This is a genomic window from Intrasporangium sp. (genome assembly GCF_030452765.1).
Taxonomy (GTDB): Bacteria; Actinomycetota; Actinomycetes; order Actinomycetales; family Dermatophilaceae; genus Intrasporangium_A.
Genome location: NZ_JAKDLO010000036.1, coordinates 1 through 22,758, shown reverse-complemented (window position 1 = coordinate 22,758; position 22,758 = coordinate 1). Strand labels below are relative to the sequence as shown.

The 22,758-nt window shown below is 70.1% G+C and carries 22 protein-coding genes; 11 read left to right on the top strand and 11 right to left on the bottom strand.

The genetic code is table 11. The annotated features are described in order from the left end of the window. Positions 1 to 35: 35 nt before the first annotated feature. The 3 genes from L0H79_RS06680 to L0H79_RS06670 are packed head-to-tail and all read left to right on the top strand — an operon-like array spanning position 36 to position 3,366. Entirely contained in the window at positions 36 to 983 is a 948-nt protein-coding gene (locus L0H79_RS06680) for a nucleoside hydrolase (RefSeq protein ID WP_301483802.1), read from the top strand. 44 nt (positions 984 to 1,027) lie between these two features. Then, positions 1,028 to 2,443, top strand: coding sequence for an MFS transporter (locus L0H79_RS06675; protein WP_301483809.1), 1,416 nt, complete (start codon positions 1,028 to 1,030; stop codon positions 2,441 to 2,443). Beyond that, positions 2,440 to 3,366: a ribokinase gene (locus L0H79_RS06670; protein ID WP_301483801.1), complete on the top strand. Its 927-nt coding sequence runs from the start codon at positions 2,440 to 2,442 to the stop codon at positions 3,364 to 3,366. The genes L0H79_RS06675 and L0H79_RS06670 overlap by 4 nt, the downstream gene beginning before the upstream one ends. 55 nt (positions 3,367 to 3,421) lie before the next feature. On the opposite strand, the gene L0H79_RS06665 is transcribed toward L0H79_RS06670, so the two are convergent. Beyond that, positions 3,422 to 3,703 (bottom strand): Lrp/AsnC family transcriptional regulator, encoded by a 282-nt coding sequence (locus L0H79_RS06665; RefSeq protein ID WP_301483800.1) that lies wholly within the window; start codon positions 3,701 to 3,703, stop codon positions 3,422 to 3,424. Between the two features lie 159 nt (positions 3,704 to 3,862). Between L0H79_RS06665 and kynU the strand changes: the two genes are divergently transcribed. Continuing rightward, positions 3,863 to 5,134: a kynureninase gene (kynU, locus tag L0H79_RS06660; RefSeq protein WP_301483799.1), complete on the top strand. Its 1,272-nt coding sequence runs from the start codon at positions 3,863 to 3,865 to the stop codon at positions 5,132 to 5,134. 125 nt (positions 5,135 to 5,259) lie between these two features. On the opposite strand, the gene L0H79_RS06655 is transcribed toward kynU, so the two are convergent. Next, complete coding sequence (locus tag L0H79_RS06655) at positions 5,260 to 7,695, bottom strand: excinuclease ABC subunit UvrA (RefSeq protein ID WP_301483798.1); 2,436 nt, start codon at positions 7,693 to 7,695, stop codon at positions 5,260 to 5,262. Positions 7,696 to 7,804: 109 nt separating this feature from the next. On the opposite strand from L0H79_RS06655, the gene L0H79_RS06650 reads away from it, so the two are divergent. The 3 genes from L0H79_RS06650 to L0H79_RS06640 all read left to right on the top strand — a co-directional run bounded on the left by L0H79_RS06650 (position 7,805) and on the right by L0H79_RS06640 (position 11,780). Beyond that, entirely contained in the window at positions 7,805 to 8,365 is a 561-nt protein-coding gene (locus tag L0H79_RS06650; protein ID WP_301483797.1) for a helix-turn-helix transcriptional regulator, read from the top strand. Beyond that, a complete protein-coding gene (locus tag L0H79_RS06645) occupies positions 8,362 to 9,756 on the top strand; it encodes an MFS transporter (RefSeq protein WP_301483796.1) in 1,395 nt (464 codons plus the stop codon). Before L0H79_RS06650 ends, L0H79_RS06645 begins: the two co-directional genes overlap by 4 nt. A 647-nt stretch (positions 9,757 to 10,403) precedes the next feature. Beyond that, a complete protein-coding gene (locus L0H79_RS06640) occupies positions 10,404 to 11,780 on the top strand; it encodes an MFS transporter (RefSeq protein WP_301483794.1) in 1,377 nt (458 codons plus the stop codon). Positions 11,781 to 11,958: 178 nt separating this feature from the next. On the opposite strand, the gene L0H79_RS06635 is transcribed toward L0H79_RS06640, so the two are convergent. From L0H79_RS06635 to lnt, 4 genes are all read right to left on the bottom strand, one after another. Continuing rightward, positions 11,959 to 12,318 carry an RNA polymerase-binding protein RbpA gene (locus L0H79_RS06635; RefSeq protein WP_301483792.1) on the bottom strand — a complete coding sequence of 120 codons (360 nt, stop codon included), beginning with the start codon at positions 12,316 to 12,318 and terminating at the stop codon, positions 11,959 to 11,961. Between the two features lie 101 nt (positions 12,319 to 12,419). Then, the gene (locus L0H79_RS06630) at positions 12,420 to 12,989 is read right to left on the bottom strand and encodes an FxsA family protein (protein ID WP_301483791.1); all 570 of its coding nucleotides are present in this window, start codon (positions 12,987 to 12,989) and stop codon (positions 12,420 to 12,422) included. Between the two features lie 4 nt (positions 12,990 to 12,993). Beyond that, a complete protein-coding gene (locus L0H79_RS06625; RefSeq protein WP_301483790.1) occupies positions 12,994 to 13,773 on the bottom strand; it encodes a polyprenol monophosphomannose synthase in 780 nt (259 codons plus the stop codon). After that, the gene (gene lnt, locus L0H79_RS06620) at positions 13,754 to 15,331 is read right to left on the bottom strand and encodes an apolipoprotein N-acyltransferase (RefSeq protein WP_301483789.1); all 1,578 of its coding nucleotides are present in this window, start codon (positions 15,329 to 15,331) and stop codon (positions 13,754 to 13,756) included. The genes L0H79_RS06625 and lnt overlap by 20 nt, the downstream gene beginning before the upstream one ends. 121 nt (positions 15,332 to 15,452) lie before the next feature. Between lnt and L0H79_RS06615 the strand changes: the two genes are divergently transcribed. Genes L0H79_RS06615 through L0H79_RS06605 form a run of 3 tightly spaced genes read left to right on the top strand, consistent with a single transcriptional unit; the run spans position 15,453 to position 17,811 of the window. Beyond that, positions 15,453 to 16,076, top strand: a complete 624-nt coding sequence (locus L0H79_RS06615) for a TetR/AcrR family transcriptional regulator (protein ID WP_301483788.1) — start codon at positions 15,453 to 15,455, stop codon at positions 16,074 to 16,076. Further along, positions 16,073 to 16,573, top strand: coding sequence for a Cys-tRNA(Pro) deacylase (ybaK, locus tag L0H79_RS06610; RefSeq protein WP_301483787.1), 501 nt, complete (start codon positions 16,073 to 16,075; stop codon positions 16,571 to 16,573). Before L0H79_RS06615 ends, ybaK begins: the two co-directional genes overlap by 4 nt. Continuing rightward, the gene (locus tag L0H79_RS06605; protein ID WP_301483786.1) at positions 16,570 to 17,811 is read left to right on the top strand and encodes a multidrug effflux MFS transporter; all 1,242 of its coding nucleotides are present in this window, start codon (positions 16,570 to 16,572) and stop codon (positions 17,809 to 17,811) included. The genes ybaK and L0H79_RS06605 overlap by 4 nt, the downstream gene beginning before the upstream one ends. Positions 17,812 to 17,908: 97 nt before the next feature. Here the strand turns inward: L0H79_RS06605 and L0H79_RS06600 are convergent, their stop codons facing one another. Then, complete coding sequence (locus tag L0H79_RS06600; protein WP_301483785.1) at positions 17,909 to 18,361, bottom strand: Lrp/AsnC family transcriptional regulator; 453 nt, start codon at positions 18,359 to 18,361, stop codon at positions 17,909 to 17,911. 108 nt (positions 18,362 to 18,469) lie between these two features. On the opposite strand from L0H79_RS06600, the gene L0H79_RS06595 reads away from it, so the two are divergent. Continuing rightward, positions 18,470 to 19,402, top strand: coding sequence for a 5'-3' exonuclease (locus L0H79_RS06595; protein ID WP_301483784.1), 933 nt, complete (start codon positions 18,470 to 18,472; stop codon positions 19,400 to 19,402). A 120-nt stretch (positions 19,403 to 19,522) separates the two neighbouring features. Here L0H79_RS06595 and L0H79_RS06590 read toward each other — a convergent pair whose 3' ends face one another. The 4 genes from L0H79_RS06590 to L0H79_RS06575 all read right to left on the bottom strand — a co-directional run. Further along, positions 19,523 to 19,648: a hypothetical protein gene (locus tag L0H79_RS06590; protein ID WP_301483783.1), complete on the bottom strand. Its 126-nt coding sequence runs from the start codon at positions 19,646 to 19,648 to the stop codon at positions 19,523 to 19,525. Positions 19,649 to 19,907: 259 nt separating this feature from the next. Then, positions 19,908 to 20,342: a type II toxin-antitoxin system VapC family toxin gene (locus L0H79_RS06585; RefSeq protein WP_301483782.1), complete on the bottom strand. Its 435-nt coding sequence runs from the start codon at positions 20,340 to 20,342 to the stop codon at positions 19,908 to 19,910. Further along, the gene (locus tag L0H79_RS06580) at positions 20,339 to 20,584 is read right to left on the bottom strand and encodes an AbrB/MazE/SpoVT family DNA-binding domain-containing protein (protein ID WP_301483781.1); all 246 of its coding nucleotides are present in this window, start codon (positions 20,582 to 20,584) and stop codon (positions 20,339 to 20,341) included. The genes L0H79_RS06585 and L0H79_RS06580 overlap by 4 nt, the downstream gene beginning before the upstream one ends. A gap of 216 nt (positions 20,585 to 20,800) precedes the next feature. Then, positions 20,801 to 22,758: RNA helicase (locus L0H79_RS06575; RefSeq protein ID WP_301483780.1), on the bottom strand; the 1,958-nt coding region annotated here is incomplete at its 5' end.

Sequence of the window (22,758 nt, the reverse complement as noted above, 5' to 3'; positions counted from 1 at the left end):
AACAGCTGGCCGCACCTACTCGAATGTGGAGTCCGATGGCACACAAGATCATTCTCGACTGCGACCCTGGCCACGACGACGCGATCGCGATGCTGTTGGCCCACGGCAACCCGGACGTCGAACTACTCGCCGTCACGACCGTTGTCGGGAACCAGACCCTCGAGAAGGTCACCCGCAACGCGTTGGCCGTAGCCCGCATCGCGAATCTCACCAACGTGCCGTTCGCCGCCGGGTGCGCCAAGCCGCTGGTCCGTCCCGTCGAGGTGGCGCCGGACATCCACGGCGAGTCAGGGCTTGACGGGCCTGCGCTGCCCGAGCCGGTCATCGACCTCGATCCACGGCATGCGGTCGACCTGATCATCGAAACCGTGATGAGCCACGAGCCTGGGACCGTGACTCTCGTGCCCACCGGCGGCCTGACGAACATCGCCATGGCGGTGCGAAAGGAGCCGCGGCTCGCAGAGCGGGTGAAGCAAGTCGTCCTCATGGGCGGCGGTTACCACACGGGCAACTGGAGCGCGGTCGCCGAGTTCAACATCAAGATCGACCCAGAGGCCGCGCACATCGTCTTCAACGAGCAGTGGCCGCTGCTCATGGTCGGCCTCGACCTGACGCATCAGGCCCTCGCCACCCCCGAGATCGTCAGACGTGTTGCTGCGGTCGAGACCAAGCCAGCCCGTTTCGTCGTCGAGCTGCTGGAGTTCTTCGGCACGATGTACAAGCAGGCCCAGGGCTTCGATTCGCCTCCCGTCCATGACCCATGTGCGGTCGCCTACGTCATCGACCCAACGGTCATGACGACCCGACGGGTGCCGGTCGACATCGAGCTCACCGGCACGCTGACCCTCGGGATGACGGTCGCCGACTTCCGAGCGGCACCCCCCGAGGACTGCACGACCTCGGTGGCGGTTGACCTCGACCACGAGAGGTTCTGGAGTCTGATCATCGACGCACTGGAACGCATCGGCGAGGTCGATCTGTGACCGCACAGTCGGCGGCTGCCCACCGGGCCAACATCGGCGTACTCATGGCGGCCCTGTTGGCCGCCTGTGTCGCGTTCCAGCTCAACGCGAGCATGCTCAGCCCGGCCCTCACGACGATCGAGCACGAGCTCAACACCGACGCTGCTGCAGTCGGGTTGACTCAGACGGCATTCTTCACCTCCGCTGCTTTGTTCTCGCTCTTCCTGCCGCGGCTGGGCGACATCATCGGCCGCAAGAAGGTTCTCTCGGGGATGCTGGCCGTGATGACACTCGGCTGTGTCATCGCCGCACTCGCACCGAACATCAACGTGCTCTTCGTCGGCCGCGTCGTGCAGGGGGTCTCCGGGCCGGTCGTCCCCCTGTGCCTCATCATGCTCCGAGTCGAGGTTCCTGAGCCGAAGCTGTACGGCACGCTCATGGGGGTCCTGACGGCGATCAACGGCGGTATCGCCGGTATCGACGCTCTGGCGGGCGGCTATCTCGCGGAGAGTTTCGGCTTTGCCGCGATCTTCTGGGTCATGGCCGTCGTGGCCGCGATCGCGACGCTGCTCATGGTCTTCCTCGCCCCGGAGTCCACTGCGGGAACCAAGGAGCGGATGGACTGGCTCGGCGTCGTGCCACTGGTCATCTCGGTCGGTGCCGCCCTCATCGCGCTCAACGAGATCGGCAGGCTGTCTGACGCGAACTGGGTGCTCGTCGCAATCCTCGTTGTCGTCGCCGCCGCTTCGTTCGCGATCTTCTGGCGGGTGGAGGAACGCAGCGGGCATCCCCTTGTCGCGACGCACCTGCTCCGTCGCCGGGCGACCTGGGCCCTTCTGCTGACAACCGTGTTGACAATGACTGGTGTCTTCGCGGTGATGAACGGCCTGATACCGGCGCTCGCTCAGGACCCCAGTCTCGGGTTCGGCATGGGAGCAGGCGAGTCCGCCTGGTGGACGTTGACGCCATACGCCATCGCGGGTCTGCTCATGGGCCCCGCCGCCGGATGGCTGGCGGCCACCGTCGGGTATCGCAAGATGCTGCGGATCGGGATGGCCGGCTCGGTCGTCGCAGTCTGCCTCATGATCCTGCTCGTCGGGAGCGACTCACGACTCCTCCTGCTCGGACTGTCGATCCTCATCGGCCTGACCTACGCCGGCACCGTCAACATCATCCTCAACGGGCTCGGCATCGTCCTGTCGCCGAAGGAGAACCCCGGCTTCCTCCCGGGCCTCAATGCCGGTGCCTTCAATCTCGGCGCGGGTCTCAGTTTTGCCGTCATCTTCGCCGTCAAGACCGCGCTGACGCCGGCGGGGAGCAGCGGAAGCGGCGTGTCCGGCGGCTACGTGGGTGGACTGGTCGCGGGGTTGGTGTTCCTTGCCCTCGCGCTGGCCACATCCTTCCTCATTCCAAGGCCGGTGGGGGCCGAGGCGCCCAGCAGCTCCATCGGGGTGGCATCGTCAGCAGGGGCCGACCAGTGAGGGACGCAGTCGCCGTCGTCGGCTCGCTCAACATCGACCTCACGGTCCGGACCGAACGATTCCCCGAACCCGGCGAGACCCTGACCGGGTCCGAACTCTCAACTGCCCCAGGGGGGAAGGGCTCGAACCAAGCAGTGGCCGCCGCCTTGCTCGGCTCTACGGTTCGGATCATCGGTGCCGTCGGCCCGGACCCCAACGGCGATCTTCTGCTGCGTCAAGCGCAGGAGGCAGGCGTCGAGGTCGGGGCCGTCCAACGCCTCGCCGACCACGCCACGGGCGCAGCGATGATTGTCGTGAACGCGGCAGGCGAGAACACCATCATCGTCTCGCCCGGCGCCAACGGGGCCCTGTCACCTGCAGCGGTCACACCGGAAGTGCTCGGCGATGCAGCCGTCGTCTGTCTGTGCCTCGAGGTGCCGGTCGACACGGCGGTGCAGGGAGCTCGAGCCGGGCGCGCTGCCGGTGCCCGGGTGGTCCTCAACCTCTCCCCGTATGCCGCTGTCCCCGCTGACCTGCTGGCCCTGACCGACGTCCTGCTCGTCAACCAGACCGAGGCCGAGCGGATCCTGGACAAGCGCGGCATCGATGCGGACTGGCCGGGCGCGCTCGACGGTTTCCGCGCGCTCGGGATCGATCGCGCGATCGTCACGCTCGGGGCTGCCGGGTCCGTCGTCCTCGACGCCTCGGACGTGCGAGGCTCGAATGGGCGATCGGCCCGCATCACCGCGATCGACCCGGTGCCCGTGGAGGCGGTCGACACCACCGGGTGTGGCGACGCGTTCACCGGTGCGGTGGCCCACGTGCTCGCGACCGGTGCATCGCTCGTCGAGGCGGCACAGTTCGCCTCGAAGGTCAGTGCACTTGCGGCAACCGATGAAGGCGCACAGTCGTCGTACCGACGCTTTGCACACCTGAGACGCTGAACCGCAGGACGGACCGGATACGGGCGGCGCCCCTGATCCTCCGAGGGCCCGGACATCAGACCGCCTGCAGGCCCCAGAGATGCTCGGAGATGAGGTCCCGCAGGGCAGGAACGCTGGCACACGCGACGTGCAGCATCAGGTCCTTGTCGCCACCGATGAGGAACACCTGCTGGACTCCCGGGATGTGCCGGAACGTCTCCGACAACCTGGTGACCTGGTCGCGGCGATTGCCCTGGACCCGGACCTGAATCAGGGCGTGCGCGCTCGCCCCGGTGACGTCCGGGTCGATCTCGGCGCAGTAGCCGCGGATGACGCCGCGCTGCTCGAGCAGGCGCACCCTCCCGTGGCACGTCGACGCGGGGAGCCGACTCGGGTCGCGAGCTCCGAGTTGCTGAGCCTTCGAAGATTCATCGAACCTGCTTGGACTGCTGCCGAATATCTGTCACGATCTTCCGGTCTTCATCGCGCAGGAACCGCCAGAACACAGGAGCTGCCCGTGACCACCACGACGCCCGACCTCATCACCCGGGACGCCTGTGTCGCGGCCGACCAGTCCGACCCGCTCGCCTCGTTCCGTGATCGCTTCAGACTGCCGGACGGAGTCATCTACCTCGACGGGAACTCGCTCGGACCGCTGCCCAAGCAGGCACTGGAGCGCGCCCGGCAGGTCATCGAATCCGAATGGGGCCGTGATCTCATCACGAGCTGGAACACCAACGGCTGGTTCGACCTTCCGGTGCGCATCGGGACGAAGATCTCACGGCTGATCGGTGGGCAGGCCGGCGCCTGCGTCGCGACCGACACCACCTCGATCAACGTCTTCAAGGCCCTCGGTGCAGCCCTGGCTGTCCAGGCAGAGGACCAGCCCGGTCGGAAGGTCGTCATCTCGGAACGCGACAACTTCCCCACCGACCTCTACATGACCGAGGGCATGGTCGAGTTCCTCGACCATGGGTACGAGCTGAAACTCGTCGACGACGACTCCACCCTCGATGACCTCCTCGGTGACGATGTGGCCGTCGTCCTGTTCACCCACGTCAACTACCGCACCGGCCGGCTCTGGGACCTCGTCGGCGTCACCCAGCAGATCCATGCTGCCGGAGCCTTGGCCATCTGGGACCTGTGCCACTCCGTCGGTGCCCTCGAGGTGGCGGTCAGCGAGGCCGGTGCAGACTTCGCGATCGGCTGCACCTACAAGTACCTCAACGGCGGCCCCGGCTCCCCCGCCTTCATCTGGGTCGCCGACCGGCACCTGGCCCGAGCCCGGCAGCCGCTGTCCGGCTGGTGGGGCCACGCGAAGCCGTTCGACATGGCGGTCAGCTACGCACCGGCCGACGGCATCCGCCGGTTCCTCTGCGGCACCCAGCCGATCACCTCGCTGGCCATGATGGAGGTGGGGGTCGACATCGCCCTGAGCGCCGACATGGCCCTGGTGCGGGAGAAGTCGCTCGCCCTCACCTCGCTGTTCATCGGCCTGGTCGAGCAACGCCTCCCGGACCACCCGCTGACCCTCATCACGCCGCGGTCCCACGAGGAACGCGGCAGCCACGTCAGCCTGCGCCACCCGGACGGGTTCGCAGTCATGAAGGCCCTCATCGCCAACGGCGTCCTCGGCGACTACCGCGAGCCGGAGGTCCTGCGTTTCGGGATCACCCCCCTCTACCTCGGCTACGCGGACGTGTGGGACGCCGTCGAAACCCTCCGCCGCGTCCTCGACGAGAACCTGTGGATGGCACCGGAGTTCCAGCTCCGCGAAGCCGTCACCTGAGCGACCAGCCTGGCTGGACGCTCGTGCACGTGCAACGACGCTTGATCGGGCACAACCGTGAGTGAGCTCTCAGACATCCAGAGCCGGAGGTGGGGCCCCCCCTCACACCTCGAGGCGGCCGTCAGTCAGTCCGCCGGGGGACGCGGCTCGGCAGTCGATCTCAGCTCGGCACGCCCCACGTAGGCGGCCAGGTGCTCACCGGTCAGGGTCGAGCGGGACGCGACGAGGTCGGCCGGTGTCCCCTCGAAGACGACCCGGCCACCATCGTGCCCGGCGCCGGGGCCGAGGTCGATGATCCAGTCCGCGTGCGCCATGACGGCCTGGTGGTGCTCGATGACGATGACCGACCTGCCCTGCTCGACGAGCCGGTCGAGCAGGGCGAGCAGGTTCTGCACGTCGGCCAGGTGCAGGCCGCTGGTCGGTTCGTCCAGGATGTAGACCTCGCCCCGCTCGCCCATCTGTGCCGCCAGCTTGAGCCGCTGCCGCTCACCGCCGGAGAGGGTCGTCAGCGGCTGGCCGAGGGTGAGGTAGCCCAGGCCGACGTCCTCGAGCCGTACGAGGACCCGGTGCGCGGCCGGGATCCGCGCCGCACCCTCGGCGAAGAAGTCCTCCGCCTCCGAGACCGGCATCGCGAGCACCTGGCTGATGTCCTTGCCACCGAAGGTGTACTCGAGCACGGACGCCTGGAAGCGGCGGCCGTCACACTCGTCGCACGTCGTGGCCACCCCCGCCATCATGGCCAGGTCCAGGTAGACGACTCCTGCTCCGTTGCAGGTGGGGCACGCGCCCTCGGAGTTGGGGCTGAACAGGGCGGGCCGCACGCCGTTGGCCTTGGCGAACGCCTTGCGGATCGGGTCGAGCAGCCCGGTGTAGGTCGCCGGGTTGCTCCGGCGCGAGCCCTTGATCGAGCCCTGGTCGATCAAGACGACTCCCTCCTGCCGGGCGAGCGAGCCGTGGATGAGCGAGCTCTTGCCGGAGCCCGCGACACCGGTGACGAGCACGAGCACGCCGGTCGGCACGTCGACGTCGACCTCGCGCAGGTTGTTCGTGCGGGCGCCCCTGATCGGCAGGGCGCCGACCGGCGTGCGCACCGCGTCCTTGAGTCCGGCCCGGTCGTCCAGGTGCCGTCCGGTGACCGTCTCGGTGTCCCGCAGTCCCTCGAAGCTCCCCTCGTAGACGACCTCTCCCCCGGCCGTGCCCGCCCCCGGGCCGAGGTCGACGACGTGGTCGGCGATCGCGATCATCTCGGGCTTGTGCTCGACGACGAGGACCGTGTTGCCCTTGTCGCGCAGCTGGAGCAGCAGCCCGTTCATCCGCTGGATGTCGTGCGGGTGCAGCCCGATCGTCGGCTCGTCGAACACGTAGGTGACGTCCGTCAGCGATGACCCCAGGTGCCGGATCATCTTGGTGCGCTGGGCTTCCCCGCCCGACAGCGTCCCGGCCGGACGCTCGAGCGCGAGGTAGCCGAGGCCGATCTCGACGAACGAGTCGAGTGTGTCGCGCAGGCTCTGCAGCAGCGGCGCCACGGTCGGCTCGTCGAGCTCGCGAACCCACTGGGCCAGGTCGCTGATCTGCATACGACACGCCTCGGCGATGTTGATCCCCTTGATCTTCGAGGACCGGGCTGCCGCGGTCAGCCGCGTGCCGTCGCACTCCGGGCAGGTCGCGAAGGTCACCGCCCGGTCGACGAAGGCGCGGATGTGCGGTTGCATCGCCTCACGGTCCTTGGACAGGAACGACTTCTGGATCCGCAGGACGAGGCCCTCGTAGGTGACGTTGATCCCCTCGACCTTGACCCGCGTCGCCTCCTTGTAGAGCAGGTCGTCCAGCTCGCGCTTCGTGTAGTCCTTGATCGTCTTGTCGGGGTCGAGGAAGCCGCCGCCCATGTAGATCCGGCCGTACCAGCCGTCCATGCTGTAGCCGGGGACGCTCAGGGCCCCCTGACGCAGTGACTTCGAGGCGTCATACAGGGCACTGAGGTCGAAGTCGGTGACGTTGCCGGTGCCCTCGCACCGGGGACACATGCCGCCGACGACGCTGAACTGGCGCCGCTCCTTGACCTTCTTGCCGCCCTTCTCGCGCGTCACCGCACCAGCCCCCGAGACGGAGGCGACGTTGAAGGAGAACGCCTTGGCCGCACCGACGTGCGGTCTGCCGAGCCGGCTGAAGAGGATGCGCAGCATCGCGTTGACGTCGGTCGCGGTGCCGACGGTCGAGCGGATGTTGGCCCCCATCCGCTCCTGGTCGACGATGATGGCGGTGGTCAGCCCGTCGAGCACGTCGACCTCGGGGCGGGCCAGCGTCGGCATGAAGCCCTGGACGAAGGTGCTGTAGGTCTCGTTGATCAGGCGCTGCGACTCGGCGGCGATCGTGGCGAAGACGAGTGAGCTCTTGCCCGACCCGGACACCCCGGTGAACGCCGTGAGCCGGCGCTTCGGCAGCTCGACGCTGATGTCCTTGAGGTTGTTCTCCCGCGCGCCGTGCACCCGGATCACGTCGTGGCTGTCCGCGATGTGCGCTGCAGGCGAGCCGGGCTCGGTGGTGGTGTCCGCACGTGTCATGGTCGCGATCGTCCCACGCGCCGGTGACCCCGTCCGGGCAGGCAGACCCGACCGGGGATCACCGCATCATCCTATTGAAAGAGTCCTTTCGATCATCTACTGTCGAAACATGTCTTTCAACCCACGGCGGCTGCGGAGCGCCAACGAGCTGCGGGCGCTGTCCCATCCGCTCCGGCTCGACATCCTCGAGCAGCTCACGCTCCACGGGGCGATGACGGCCTCGGACCTCGGCGACATCCTCGATGAGACACCGGCCAACTGCTCGTGGCACCTGCGCAAGCTCGCCGAGCACGGCTTCGTCGAGGAGACCGAGCGGGATGGCCGTCGCCGGCCGTGGCGGGTCACCCGGGTCGGCCTGAGCTGGGACCACGACGAGGACGTGTCCGCCTCCCCCGGCTACCAAGCGGCGAGCCGAGCGCTGACCGCGCAGTTCATCGACCGCGAGGTTGTTCGGTGGGGCCGCAACACCGAGGCGGCAGAACGGAACTGGGCCCATCTGGGTGCCTCGGAGACGGTTGCGCTCCTGACCGAGGAGGAGGCCGTCGCGTTCTCCGCCGAGCTCAAGGAGCTCCTGATGCGACACCACGGTCGGCTCACCGGTGAGGAACCGGTCCCAGACGGGGCGCGGGCCATCCGCGTGCTCGCCATGACGAGCGTGGACCCGCAATGAGACAGGCCTTCGCGATCCCGGCCTTCCGGCGGCTCTTCGTCGCGCTCGCCGCGACGATGGTCGCCGACTCCGTCCTGCTGCTGTCCTTCGGGATCATGACCAAGGAGCTCACCGGCTCGAGCGGCGCTGCCGGAATGGCGATCTTCTGGGTCGTCGCCCCCTCGCTCGTCGCGCCGTTGCTCGGGTGGGTCGTCGACCAGTTCCCGCGCCGCCGGTTCCTGATCGGCGCCTACCCTTTCGCCGCCGCGAGCCTGATCCCCCTCGCCTGGGTCCACGACGCGCGGCACGTGTGGATCGTCTACGCGGTCGCCTTCGCCTACGGCGTCGCGCTGGTGATGCTGCCGGGCGCGGTCATCGGCCTGCTCAAGCTCATCGTCCCCGAGGAGCAGCTCGTGCACGCGAACGCCGCGAGCAGCACCTTCCGCGAGGGGCTGCGACTCTTCGGTCCCCTGCTCGGCGCCTCGATGTACGCCGTGTGGGGCATGGACAGCGTCATCGTCCTCGTCGCGGTCGGGTATGCCGTCGCGATCGTCGCGGTCGCCGGCCTGCGGGTGCCCGAGGACGTGGTGACACCCCCGGAGCTGCACTGGCGCCACGAGTTCGTCGCCGGCCTGACCCACGTCTACCGGGACAAGCTGCTCTGGTGGCCGATCCTCACCATCGGCGGGTGCATCTTCGCCTTCGGCTTCCTCGAGTCGCTCGTCTACGCGATCACCGACGCCTTCGACCGGCCCGCCACCTTCGTCGGGGTCATCGTCTCGGTCCAGGGCATCGGCGCCCTCGCCGGCGGCCTGCTCTCGGGGCGGATCATCGAGCGCATCGGGCACGTGCGAGCGATCGTCGTCTCCATCGGGCTGTTCGCCATCGCCCTGGCCATCATGGCCCTGGCCCCCAGCCTGCCGATCGTCATCGCCGGGGCGGTCCCGCTCGGGTTCGGCCTGCCGGTCCTCATCGTGGCGATCAACACCCTCGTGCAGATCCGCACCCCGAACCGGCTCATGGCCCGGGTCTCGACGACGCTCGACGCAATGATCGGCACGCCCCAGATCGTCTCGATCGCGATCGGCGCAGGGCTGGTCGCGCTCGTCGACTACCGCATCCTGCTCGGGGCGATGAGCGTGCTCGTCGGCGCCCTGTGCCTCGCGCTCGCAGCGTGGTCCCGCCACCACGAAGGCCAGCACTCCCACGAGGTCCCGTATGCCGCCGGGCCCGCTGAGCGGCATACCCTGCCTCGCGCGTTACCTCAGGTCACAGCGGCAGGTGCCACTGGACCGAGAAGTTCAGCGCCGTCACGAAGGTCAGGTACATCAGCCACGCCCCGGTCAGCAGGTGCCAGAAGCCGAGCGAGCGCTCCCCCATCTTCACCCCGATGCTCGCGAAGAAGTCGCTGATGTAGATGAGCGTCAGCCCGCAGAAGAGCAGGCCGACCGGCCAGTCCCCCGCGATGAAGAAGACGAGCAGGCCCATGACCGAGATGGCCGTGTAGGCGACGCACATCCCGGCGTTCGGTCGGGCGTCGGCCCGCTGGTAGCGGTTGTAGCCGATCGCGAACCAGTGGATGCCGTACGCCGCGAACGCGAGCGCGGCCATGTAGAGCGGGGGGTCCTTGAAGACGTTGAACCACGTCATCCCGACGAAGAGGATGACGCCGCTGACGAACTGGCAGAAGCCCGGCAGCCAGATCCCCCAGACGCCGGTCGAGCGGTCGACGCTCTCGTCGCGGGCCGGCCAGCCGAGCAGCTCCTGCGGCCCGTAGATGAGGTAACCGGTGCCCAGCCCGAAGAACCCGAGCGCGAGCGGTGGGAACGCCGAGGCAGCGAAGTTCAGATCCATTGCGCCCTCCTTGTGGGAGTTTCGTGGCAACCGAAGGATCGTCTTCTTCCGGGGTAACACGGCCGTGACCCAGGCAACAACGGGGCGCCGGTGTGATCTGTGGAACAGCCTCGTCACGACGTATGCCGCTCGGTGGCTTCGTCTGTCCGCCGCGGTTGGGGGTGTCGCACCACGCGGACAGGACTGGTGTGGAACGCTTCGACCCATGCCGGATGTCGCCGTCAACGCGGCCCGTCCCGAGACCAGGGAGCAGCGTGCCTGGTACTGGTACGACTGGGCCAACTCCGCCTACGTGACGACGACCGCCACCGTGCTCATGGGCCCCTACCTGACCGCGGTGGCCAAGCAGGCGGCCTGCCCCGGCATCGAGGCCGGTGACGCGTGCACCACGAACCTGTCCGTGCTGGGCGTCCCCGTGGCGCCCGGGTCGGTCTACGCCTACACGGTGACCGTCTCGACGCTCGTCTCGGCGGTCGTGCTCATCTTCATCGGCGCGGTCGCCGACCGGAGCCCGCACCCGACCAGGCTCTTCGCCCGGTTCGCGTGGACCGGCGCCCTGGCCGCGTGCCTGATGTTCCTCATCGCCGGCACGAGCTGGCAGCTCGGGGTCGTGCTCATCGTCGTGGCGACGATCTGCCTCGGCGCCTCGCTCGTGGTCTACGACTCGATCCTCATCCGGATCGCCAACGAGAACGAACGAGACCGGGTCTCCTCCCGGGGCTGGGCCCTCGGCTACCTGGGCGGCGGCATCCTGCTCGCCCTCAACTTCGCGCTGATGGCCCTGCACGGCACGCTGGGGATCTCGGAGGGCCTCGCCGTGCGGATCAACCTGCTGAGCGCCGGGATCTGGTGGGCTGCCTTCACCCTGATCCCCTACCGTGGCCTGCGGCATCTGACCGGCCCCGTCGAGATGCCGGTCGAGCGGCAGCGCGGCGTCGTCGGTGGCAGCCTGAGCCAGCTCGCGAGTACGTTCCGTGAGCTGCGCCGCTACCCACAGACGATGCTCTTCCTGCTGGCCTACCTCTTCTTCAACGACGGCATCCAGACCGTGATCGGCAACTCGAGCCTCTACGGGCAGGAGGAGCTCGGTTTCTCCCAGACGACGGTGCTGGCCGTCTTCCTCTTCGTGCAGTTCGTCGCGTTCTTCGGCGCGCGGTCCTTCGGCGCGGTCGCGGCGCGCATCGGTGCGTGGCGCACCGTGCTCGGCGGGATCGCCCTGTGGAGTGTCGTCGTCGTCATCGCCTTCTTCGTGCCGGCCCAGGCGCTGGGGATCTTCGTCGCCCTCGCGCTGCTCATCGGCATCGTGCTCGGCGGCACCCAGGCCCTGTCCCGGTCGCTCTACAGCCAGCTGATCCCCCGTGGCCGGGAGGCCGAGTTCTTCAGCCTCTACCAGGCGATGGAGCGTGGCACGAGCTGGCTCGGGACACTCGCGTTCGGGCTGGTCTACCAGTTCACCCACTCGTACCGGTGGGCCATCGTCGTGCTCGTCGTGTTCTTCGTCGTGGGCGGCATCCTGCTGTCCCGGGTCAGGATGCGCGAGGGCATCGAGCAGGCAGGCAACCCCGTGCCCGTCGTCGTCTGACGTGATGAGCCCGGTGGGCGGCACAGAGACCGGAGCTTTCGTGCACTCTCGATACCGAGAAGTGCACTCTCGATACCGAGAAGTGCACTCTCGATCAGGTGGGGGGCTGACGTGATGAGCCCGCCCTCACGAACGGGGCGGGCTCTGCGCCGGACGTGGGACGCGCTCGAGCGCGGGCTCAGGCAGACTTCTTGCCGCGCGGCTTCTCTCCACGGGACTCACGCAGCAGCGTCAGTCGCTCTTCGAGCAACTCCTCGAGCTCCGGGATGGAGCGGCGCTCGAGCAGCATGTCCCAGTGGGTGCGCACGTGCTTGGTCGGCTTGAACTCCGGCTCGGGACCGTCGAGCAGCTTGGCCACCAGCCCGCAGCGGCACTCCCACGTCGGCGGGATGTCGGCCTCGACGGAGAACGGCAGCTCGGTACGGTGACCAAGGTCACACACGTACACGGTGATCTGACGTGGGCTCGGTACGACGTTCTCGTCGGACTCCATACTCAGAGAGCCGAGGTTGGATCCACGCAATGCTCGATCGGCCATGTCAAACCCTCCCGGCGATGTCACTCTGGCAGCGGTACATAGGATTCATGCCCACCCTCACTGCGTACAAACGGCCAGAGCAGGTCGATTGTTCCCGACTGCTACGGTCGCCGACCCTCCTCGGGGCCTTCCTCGGGGTCGACGACGTCGCCCTCGATGACCTCCCCGGTGATCTCGTCGTCGGGCACGACGTGGCCCTGGATGACCTGGCCCGCGCTTCTCGGGCCCGGGCCCTGGCCCGGTCCGGACCCCGCGCCGGGGTGTCCGGTGACCCGCACGAGCAGGTGCCGGCCCAGCAGCGGCACGAGCAGGCGGCGAGCCAGGGCGCGGGTGGGCGGCAGCAGCAGGAGCAGGCCGAACACGTCGCTGACGAAGCCGGGCAGGAGCAGCAGCAGCCCGCCGAGCAGGACGAGGATGCCGTCGGCCACCTCCCGCTGCGGTGGCCGTCCCGCGCGGACCGCCTCGTCGAGCGCCTGCCAGCGACGTCGCCCTTCGTGGGCGACGACCCAGCCGCCGAGAGCGCAGGTGGCGAGCAGGAGCAGGAACGTCAGGCCGCCGCCGATTCGCAGCGCCACGAAGCGGATCGCCAGCACCTCCAGGATCAGGAGCGCGACGAAGGCCAGGCCGAGGAACCGGGTCGGCCGCAGCCGCCGGCGGGGCTGGGTGCCCATGGCCTCAGCTCCGCTTCCGGTCGCGGGCGGCCGCCGCGAGGTCGCGGACCTGACGAGCGCGGTGCTGGGCGCCCCAGACCGTGACGTTCACCAATGCCTCGCGGATGACGTCCTTGCCCATCTTCGAGGCCCCGACCTCGCGTTCGACGAAGGTGATCGGCACCTCGAGCACCCGCAGCCCCGCCCGCACGGCGCGCACCGTGAGGTCGACCTGGAAGCAGTAGCCCTGCGACTCGACACCGGTCAGCCCGATCGTTCGCAGCGCCGATGTCCGGTAGACCCGGTAGCCGGCAGTGGCGTCGTTGACGTGCATGCCGAGCATGACCTTCGTGTAGATGTTCGCGCCGACCGAGAGGACCTTGCGGCGCAGCGGCCAGTTGCGCACCGCTCCCCCGCGGATCCATCGCGACCCGATGACCAGGTCGGCGTCGGCGAGTGCCGTCAGCAGGGACGGCAGCTGCTCGGGCTGGTGCGACCCGTCGGCGTCCATCTCGACGACGGCGTCGTAGCCGGCCGACATGGCCGCCTCGAAGCCGGCGAGGTAGGCCCGCCCCAGCCCGGCCTTGCCGGGCCGGTGCATGACGTGCACGTGGTCATCGGCCGCGGCGAGCCCGTCGGCGATCTGCCCGGTGCCATCGGGCGAGGCGTCGTCGAGCACGACGACGTCGGCGCTCGGCACGCTGGCCCGGACCCGGGCCACGACCCCCGGCAGGCTCTCGCGCTCGTTGAACGTGGGGATGAGCACGGCCACCCGTGTCACCGGCTCACGATTCGTCGTCGTCATCCTCGTCCTTCGCGCCTGTCCTGCCCGTCGTCGCGCTCGCCCCGACCGTCTGGTCCGTGCGGTACCGGCCCCGCACGAACGATCCAACCACGAGCAGGAGCAGCACACCGGCGGCGACCCACTCGGGCACCTGACCCACCCGGGTCGCAACCGTCGTGGTCGTGCGCAGCGGCAGGGCGCCGCGCACCACCGCCTGGGTGAACAACGACGTGACCTGGTGCGCGGTTCCGTCCGGGGTGATCAGGGCGCTCTGGCCCACCGTCGAGACGTGCACGACGGACCGGCCGAACTCCATGGCGCGGATCCTGCTGATCGCGAGCTGCTGCGGGGACTCGGCGGAGAAGCCGAAGGTCGCGTTGTTCGTCTGCACGACCAGGACGTTCGCCCCCGCCCGGACCGTGTCGAGCATGATGTCGTCGTAGGCGACCTCGAAGCAGATCGCCAGGCCCGCCCGGATCTGCGGGGCGTCCTTCGGGTCGACGGTGAACAGCCCGACCTTCTCGCCTGCCACGAAGTCCAGCCTGACGAGGTCGACCTCCTTGCTGAAGAGCCGGAAGAAGGCCCGGTCCGGGATGTACTCCGCGAACGGCACCGGGTGACGCTTGACGTAGCGGTCGGTGTTGCCCTTGCCCGGCTCGAAGAGCAGCGAGACGTTCGACACGTGGCCCGGCGGCTCCTCGAGCAGGCCCCCGACGATGAGCGGCGCCTGCGCGACCTCGACCGTCGCGAGGATCTCCGCCTTGGCGTCCGCGTTGCGCAGCGGGTCGATGTCGGAAGCGTTCTCGGGCCAGACGATCAGGTCCGGGTGCGGTGCCCGCCCGGCGGCGACGTCCTGCAGCGCCTGGTAGGTGGCGCGCACGTGGTTGTCCAGGACCATCCGCCGCTCGGCGTTGAAGTCCAGGCCGGGCCGGGGCACGTTGCCCTGCACCCCGAGGAACTGCGCGGTCGGCCCGGCCGTCGGCAACGGCACGAGCAGCCCTGCCGCCCCGAGCCCCACGGCGAGGACGGTCGCGACGGCGACCCGGGTGAGCGGCATACCACCGCGGCGGGCCACGACCGACGAGGCCGCGAGCGCGAGCAGCCCCGCGCTGAGGGCGATGACGAACGCGACGAACGGGGGGCCGCCGAGCGCGACGAGCCGCCCGAACGGCGCGTCAGCCTGCCCGAACGCCAGCTTGAGCCACGGGAACCCGCCGTATGGGGCCCGCGCGCGCAGCCCCTCCGCGGCGACCCACACGAGCGCGAAGACCACCGGGCGGACCCGGCCGGCCCGTGCCAGCCACGCGTAGCCGAGACCCGCGAGGGCGAAGAAGAGCGCCTGCAGCGTGGCGAGCGCGAGCCACGGCAGGTCGCCGACGTAGATCCCCGACCACTGCAGGGTGGGCACGAAGAACGCGAGCCCGGCGAGCAGCCCGAGGCCGAAGCCGCTGCGTGCCCGGGCCCCGGTGAGCGCGAGGGCGAGCAGCGCCAGCGCGACCGGCGCCGCGACCCAGATGTCGAAGGTCGGGAAGGCCAGGCACAGCAGTCCCCCCGAGACGAGGGCGAGCAGCGGGCGCACCAGCAAACCGTATGCCGCTCGGCTCCGAACGACGCCATCGCCACGGCATCGCACGGTTCCGTGCTTCTTGGTGGGCGGACGTCACCCGGCACGGCGACGGCTGGGCCTCTACACTCCCGGTGTGGCCGACACCTCCGTGCATCGCACCCGCGTCCCACGCGCCGAGCGCGAGGTGCAGATGCTGCAGGTCGCCGAACAGGTCTTCGTCGCGCGGGGCATCCGGGCCGCCACGATGGACGAGATCGCCGAACGGGTCGGCGTGACCAAACCGCTCATCTACGACTACTTCGGCTCGAAGGAGGGCCTGCTCGCCGCCACGATCGAGAAGGGGCGACGGCAGCTGCTCGGCCTGATCATCGACACCTGGTCCGAGCACCCTGAGCTGCCGGTCCGGGACCGGATGCGGGCCGTGGTCCGTGCCTGGTTCGACTTCATCGACGAGCATGAGCAGGTCTTCGCGCTGCTGCGCGCCGAGGGTGCCCTCGTCGGTGCGGCGGCCGAGTCGGTCGAGCGCATCCGGCAGCAGACCGCCAAGGCCTTCGCCGAGGGGATGCGCGGGCTGCCTGCCTTCGCCGGGCTGCCCCCGGGGCTTGTCACCGGCATGGCCGAGATCGTCATCGGTGGCTGTGAGCGGCTGGCCGTCTCACGGGTCGAGGCGCCGGGACTGAGCGCGCCGGACGCGGCCGACCTCATCATGACCACGATCTGGGACGGCCTCGGGTCGGTCCGCGCGGGTCGGCGGTGAGCCGCGGCAGGGATGGTGCCGGCCCGGTCACCCAGGCCACCCTCGCGCTCGACCGCGCCGGTGTGGCGTACCTGCGGCACGCCTACGAGCACGACCCGTCGGCGGGCAGCTTCGGGCTGGAGGCCGCCCGGCTGCTCGGGCTGGCGCCCGAGCGGGTCTTCAAGACCCTGCTGGTCGACACCGGCGCCGGGCTGGCGGTCGGGATCGTCCCCGTGGACGGCCGGCTCGACCTGAAGGCGGTGGCCGGCGCGCTCGGCGTCAAGAGCGTCACGATGGCGCAGCCCGCCGTGGCCGAGCGCAGCACCGGGTACGTCGTCGGGGGCATCTCCCCGGTCGGGCAGAAGCGGCGACTGCCCACCGCGCTCGACGAGTCGGCCGAGCGCTTCCCGACGATCTTCGTCTCGGGCGGCCGGCGCGGCTTCGACGTCGAGCTCGCCCCGGGCGACCTGGTCCGGGTCACCGGGGCGGTCACCGCGTCGATCGGACGGACCCGATGAGGCGCCCGGCCGCGACCTCCCGCCCCGTGCTCGTGATCGTCCTCGCGGCGCTCACGATGGTCGGCCCGTTCACCATCGACACGATCTTCCCCGCGTTCGAGTCGATGGCCGCCGACCTGCACGTCGACAAGCTCGCGATGCAGCAGACCGTCAGCGTCTACATGGTGGCCTTCGCCGTGACGAGCCTCTTCCACGGCTCCGTGTCCGATGCCGTCGGCCGCAAGCCCGTCATCATGACCGGCTGCGCCCTGTACGCCGCAGCCAGCGTGTTCTGCGCCGTCTCGACGAGCATGGGCATGCTGCTGAGCGCCCGCGCCGTCCAGGGCCTCGTCGCCGGGGCCGGGATGATCGTGGCCCGCACCGCGATCCGTGACCTCTACGACGGGCCCGAGGCGCAGCGGTTCATGAGCCACGTGACCGTCGTCTTCGCGGTCGCCCCGGCGATCGCGCCCGTCGTCGGGGGCTGGGTGCTCGGCTGGGGCTCGTGGCAGACGATCTTCTGGGCGCTGGCGGCATACGGCGCCCTGCTGGTCGTCCTGGCCGGCGCCCTGCTGCCGGAGACCCACCCGCCGCAGCGTCGCACGCCGTTCCACCCGAGGCCGCTGCTGGGCGGGCTCGTGCGGACGGCCAGGCATGCGGGGGTGCAGCGCCTGTCGGGAGCCATCTCGTTCAACTTCGCTGCACTGTTCCTCTACATCTCCTCGGCTCCCGCCATCATCAACGACCATCTCGGCCTCGGCGCCCAGGACTTCGGGGTGCTGTTCATCCCCCTCGTCGTGTTCATGATGGCCGGTTCGTTCATCACCGGGCGCCTCGCCGGGAGGGCCCGCCAGTCCCTCATCGTCCTGGTCGGCTTCGCGGTCGCGCTGGCCGGTGCCGGGTTCGGGGTCGCTTACCACCTGGCCGGCGGCGCCGCGGGCCTGCCCTGGGCGATCGTGCCGGCCGCGGCGGCTGCCTTCGGCGTCGCGCTCGCCCTGCCGATCCTCACCATCGAGCTGCTCGACCTGCGGCCCGACGCCCGTGGCTCGGTCTCGAGCTACCAGGCGTTCCTCACCACGATCATCAACGCCGTCGTCGCCGGCGTCGTCTCGCCCCTGGTCAGCGGGTCGCTGCTCGTCCTCGGGGTGGTCGCCGGGCTGTGCACCCTGCTCGCCGTCGCGTTGTGGGCCTGGGAGCTACGGGCCCCGGTGCTGCTCACGCGCCGTGCGGCCACCGGCGCCGAGCGGGCCACCTCCTGATGCGGTCGCGGTGCGCCGGTGCCCACGACAACCCACATCGAGTGCAGTTGTCGTGGTGTGTCCCGCAGCTCAGTCGTCGCAGCTCAGTCGTCGCCGGTCAGTCGTCACCGGGGGGCTGGCTCGTGCGCCCCTCCCACGGCGTCGAGAGCACGACCGTCGTCCGGGTCGACACGCTGGCCGCGGACCGGATCCGGGCAAGCAGGTCCTCGAGGTCTCCGGGTGCCCCGACCCGCACCTTGAGGACATAGCTCTCCTCCCCCGCGACGGAGTAGCAGTCCTCGATCTCCGGGATGTCGACGAGCCGTTCGGGCACGTCGTCCGGCGCGCTCGCGTCGAAGGGCGCCACCGAGACCAGGGCCGTGAGCGGCAGGCCGACCTGCTCCATGGCGATGACGGCCCGGTAGCCGGTGATCACCCCACGCTGCTCGAGCCGGCGGACCCGCTGGTGGACCGCCGAGGTCGACAAGCCGGTCGCCTTGCCGAGGTCCGTGTAGCTCGTGCGCCCGTCTGCCAGCAGCAGGGTCACCAGCCGCCGGTCCACTTCTTCCATGGGCGCAGGCTAGTGCAGGCAGATCGGAGCCGGTCATGATACGAACCCGCGGCCCCATCCCCAACTGCGGCGCAGCGTCGAGCGTCACCGAGACGCCACCATGGCACGATGACGCCCATGACCACGCGGCTGCTCCTGCTCGACTCGGCGGGCCTCTACTTCCGGGCCTTCTACGGCGTGCCCGAGCGGTCAGCCCCGAGCGGGGTGCCGACGAACGCGGTGCGGGGCTTTCTCGACATGCTCGCGGTGCTGCTCGAGAAGGCCCAGCCCTCCCATCTCGTCGCGTGCTGGGACAACGACTGGCGACCGAGCTTCCGGGTCGCGGCGATCCCGTCGTACAAGAGCCACCGGGTCGCCGACGCGAGCGGAGCCGAGGACGTGCCCGCCGCGCTGCAGGTTCAGGTGCCGCTCATCGTCGACGCTCTGGCCGCGCTCGGCATCGCCCGGCTCGGCTCCGACGGCTACGAGGCCGACGACGTGATCGGCACGCTGACCGACCGGCACAAGGCGGCCATGCCGGTCGACATCGTCACCGGCGACCGCGACCTGTTCCAGCTCGTCGACGACACGACGGGGCCGGTCCGGGTCGTCTACACGGCCAAGGGCGGCGTGCGCACACCCGACGTCGTCGACGAGGCGCAGCTACGTGAGAAGTACGCCATCAGCAGCGGCCCCGCCTATGCCGACATGGCGGTACTGCGGGGCGATCCCAGTGACGGGCTGCCGGGAGTGCCGGGAATCGGGGAGAAGACCGCGGCCGCGCTCATCACGAAGTACGGCGACCTCGCCGCCCTCCGTGCTGCGCTGGCGGCCGGAGACCCAGCCATCAAGGGGGCCCAGCGGGCGCGCCTGGAGAGCTCGGCGGCATACCTCGATGTCGCTCCGGCGGTCGTGGCGGTCGCGCGCGACGCACCGCTCGACGAGGTCGACCTGGCGGTGCCCGATCGGGTCGCCGACCCGGCCCTGATGAGCCGGCTCGCGACCGAGCACCGGCTCACCGCGTCGTTCGACCGCGTCCTGAACGCCCTGGCGATCGCCTGACCCATGTGCGAGGTACCCATGGGGAGCAGGTCGATCTGCGCGAGCGAGCGCGGCCAAGCTGGACCTGACCGCCTCATCGAGTTCGCGGGGCAGGCGGACACGCAGCCGCGGAGACTCCCCCTACTTCGACAGCGACGGACGTCCCAGCCCGTGGGCCCGCTCGATGGCCTCTTCCACCGCCGCGTCGACATGGGCCTCATCGATGACTCGGCTCTGACCGTCACGCAGTTCTTCCTCATCGGGCACGTCCGGTCCGAGTCGATAGGTCGCACAAAGCTCCCCGACCCCAGTCCACTGGGTGTGCGTCCTTTTGGTTGTCCTGACCGCCAAAAGCGCGCACACCCTGCGGGATCTCGTGGGGGTATGCCCGATCGCCCTACTGGAACTCGGACGTCAACCACGCGAGGTCGGTCCGCGCCTGCCTACGGTCCTCCTCCTCGCGCGGGTGACTGGCGGGTGGCCACCCCAGCCAAATTGTGTGTTGCCACGGCCGCGTGTGGGCTGCTCAGGGCAGCCGCACGGTGACACCGACGGCCTCGTAGGTCGGTAGGGCCCGACGGTCGAGGGTCACCAGTCGGCGCCCATGTTCCTTGGCGGTGGCCGCGATCAACCCGTCGTAGACGGCCCCGCCCTTGATCCCGCGGACGGCCAGCTCGGCGAGCGTGCCCAGGTAGCGGTCCGCGGAGAGGACGAGCAGATGGCTCGTCAGGCCACCCAGTCCGTCGAGGACCACGGCGGGGGCGAGCCGATGCGGCGCCGGCAGCCGCGTGAGGACGCTGTAGGTCTCCAGCAGGACGTGGGCCGGGACCACGGGCAGGTCCCCGACCGTCTCGCGGGCCACCTCGTGGTGCTCGTGCCACGAGAGGAAGGCGGGGATGAGCACGCTCGTGTCGCACGTCTCAGGCTCGCGGCCGCGGACTCGGCGAGCGCGCGCCGTCACCGGCGGGTGTCCTCGAGGACGTCGCGGACCACGTCCGCGGACAGCGCAGGCAGGGCCTGATCGGGGACCGCTACGGGGAGGCCATCGTCGTTCCGGAGGTGCACCACCGTCGGCGCGACCTCGATCTCGAGCCGTCCGTCGGTATAGACGATGTCGATCTGCTGCCCCGGCGTCAGGCGCATGGCGTCGCGCAGGGCCTTGGGCACCACGACTCGCCCCGCGGCGTCGATGGTTGTCCTCATGGTAGGAATCTACCATCTCCTGTACCTTGGGCTGAGCGATCTGAGCTGGGTCGCGCCGGCGATGACGAGGGCTGCGGAGCCGAGCGACAGGGCCGACCGGACGTGGTTGAGCGAGACCCAGCCGCGGTGGTAGGCCTCCCACGCAGCCGCTGCCGCAGGCGAGCTCGCGTCGACAGTGGTTCGCCATCGGCGAACGTACCGGTCCCCGCTGCGGACTCAGTCGATGCGGTCGGCCGCCACGACGCCCCGAAGCACCGAGCCGGCCGCGAGCCGGGCGGTCTCTCGCAGGACCGGGTCGGCGGCGTCGGTGAGCTGGCCGAGCAGGTCGATGACCTGCTTGCAACGCCGGACGAAGTCGCCGGCCGCCAGGTCACTGTCGCGCAGCACCTCCTCGAGGCGCAGCCCGCTCGCCCAGCGGTGGACCGCCCAGGCGATACCCGCGTCCGGCGCCCCGCTGCGTGGCAGGCCGAGCTCCGCCTCCGCCTCGTCGATGTCGGCCCAGATGTCGAGCATCCGCTCGGCCGCCTCACGGACGTCCTCGCTCGGCCACCGGGCCACCGGGCCCGCCTGCTCGCGACGGGGCTCGTGAACGAGCACCGAGACCGCAGCGGCGAGCTCCGCCGGGTCGAGGCGGACCCAGACCCCCTCGCGCAGGCACTCGGCGGCGAGCAGGTCACGCTCCGTGTACAGGTGGCGCAGCTGGTCACCGTGCCGGGTCACCTGCTGCCCCGTGGCGTCGAGGTAGCCCATCCGCACGAGCAGGTCGCAGATCCGGTCGAAGATCCTGGCCACCGTCCCTGTCCGGTTCTCGATCTTGCGCCGGAGCCCGTCCGTCTCACGCTGCAGCCGCCACCACCGCTCGGCCCACCGGGCGTGGTTCTCCCGGTCCGGGCACTGGTGACACGGATGCTCGCGCATCCGGGCTCGCAGCTGCTCGACGCGGTCGTCGGCCGCCGACTCGGGGCCGGGCCGGCCTCCGCGAGGCGGCGGGTCGTGTGGCATCGCGGCTCGTAGCGTCGCCGCGAGGTCGCGGCGGGCCTTGGGGTTCCGGGCGTTGAAGTGGCTGGGCACCCGCATGGTCCCGAGCGGTTCGATCGGCCCGGGGACGTCGTGCGGCGAGAGCCGCCGCAGGTGGTGGTCCTCGGTGACGACCGCGGGCGAGGCACCCTCGCCCTTGCTGCCTCGGCTCGGCAGCACGACGACTGCGAGACCGCGGTGGCGACCGGCGGGGATCCGGATGATGTCTCCGATCCGCAGCGACTCGAGGGAGACCACCGCGGCAGCCTTGCGGGAGGCCGAGCGAGCCTTGGCGCCCTCCTTCTCGAGCCGGCGGATCTCGGATCGCAGCGCCGCGTACTCGGCGAAGTCCCCATGGTCGCACCGCATCGACTCCGCGTAGCCGGCCATGGCCTCCTCGTTGCGGCGCACGGTGTGCACGAAGCCCACGACGGCACGGTCCGCCTGGAACTGGGCGAAGGAGCTCTCGAGGATCGAGGTGGCCCGGTCGCGACCGACACCGTGCACGAGGTTGACGGCCATGTTGCAGGTCGGCTGGAAGCTCGACCGGAGCGGGTAGGTGCGGGCCTGGGCGAGCCCGGCGACGGCCTCCGGGTCGAGGCCGCGGCTCCACAGCACGACGGCGTGTCCCTCGATGTCGATGCCGCGCCGCCCCGCCCGTCCGGTGAGCTGGGTGTACTCGGCCGGCGTCACCTCGACGTGGCTCTCGCCGTTGAACTTCACGAGGCGCTCGATGACGACGGTCCGGGCCGGCATGTTGATCCCGAGGGCGAGGGTCTCGGTGGCGAACACCGCGCGAACCCGGCCGACGGTGAACAGCTCCTCGACGATCTCGCGGAAGGTCGGCAGCATCCCGGCGTGATGGGACGCGAAGCCGCGCGAGACCCCCTCGAGGAAGTCCCAGTAGCCGAGCACCCCCAGGTCCTCGTGGGCCAGTGCCTGGATCCGCTCCTGCACGAGTCGGCGGTTTCGCTCCCCCTCGGCGTCGGAGATCAGGCGGGTGCCGCGGGCGAGCAGCTGGGCCACCGCGGCGTCGCAGCCGGCACGACTGAAGATGAACGTGATGGCCGGCAGCAGCCCGTCCCGGTCGAGCCGGGTGACGACCTCGGCACGGGTCGCTCCCCCGCCGGGCCGGCTCCCTCGGGCGAACCCGCCGT

Bases quoted from the DNA above. Each gene is read 5' to 3' on its own strand.
- L0H79_RS06625 (WP_301483790.1), bottom strand. From the start codon at position 13,773: ATGACGACGACGAATCGTGAGCCGGTGACACGGGTGGCCGTGCTCATC.
- L0H79_RS06650 (WP_301483797.1), top strand. From the start codon at position 7,805: ATGTCTTTCAACCCACGGCGGCTGCGGAGCGCCAACGAGCTGCGGGCG.
- L0H79_RS06680 (WP_301483802.1), top strand. From the start codon at position 36: ATGGCACACAAGATCATTCTCGACTGCGACCCTGGCCACGACGACGCG.
- L0H79_RS06595 (WP_301483784.1), top strand. From the start codon at position 18,470: ATGACGCCCATGACCACGCGGCTGCTCCTGCTCGACTCGGCGGGCCTC.
- L0H79_RS06655 (WP_301483798.1), bottom strand. From the start codon at position 7,695: ATGACACGTGCGGACACCACCACCGAGCCCGGCTCGCCTGCAGCGCAC.
- L0H79_RS06635 (WP_301483792.1), bottom strand. From the start codon at position 12,318: ATGGCCGATCGAGCATTGCGTGGATCCAACCTCGGCTCTCTGAGTATG.
- L0H79_RS06605 (WP_301483786.1), top strand. From the start codon at position 16,570: ATGAGGCGCCCGGCCGCGACCTCCCGCCCCGTGCTCGTGATCGTCCTC.
- L0H79_RS06600 (WP_301483785.1), bottom strand. From the start codon at position 18,361: ATGGAAGAAGTGGACCGGCGGCTGGTGACCCTGCTGCTGGCAGACGGG.
- L0H79_RS06675 (WP_301483809.1), top strand. From the start codon at position 1,028: ATGGCGGCCCTGTTGGCCGCCTGTGTCGCGTTCCAGCTCAACGCGAGC.
- L0H79_RS06580 (WP_301483781.1), bottom strand. From the start codon at position 20,584: ATGAGGACAACCATCGACGCCGCGGGGCGAGTCGTGGTGCCCAAGGCC.
- L0H79_RS06640 (WP_301483794.1), top strand. From the start codon at position 10,404: ATGCCGGATGTCGCCGTCAACGCGGCCCGTCCCGAGACCAGGGAGCAG.
- L0H79_RS06630 (WP_301483791.1), bottom strand. From the start codon at position 12,989: ATGGGCACCCAGCCCCGCCGGCGGCTGCGGCCGACCCGGTTCCTCGGC.
- L0H79_RS06645 (WP_301483796.1), top strand. From the start codon at position 8,362: ATGAGACAGGCCTTCGCGATCCCGGCCTTCCGGCGGCTCTTCGTCGCG.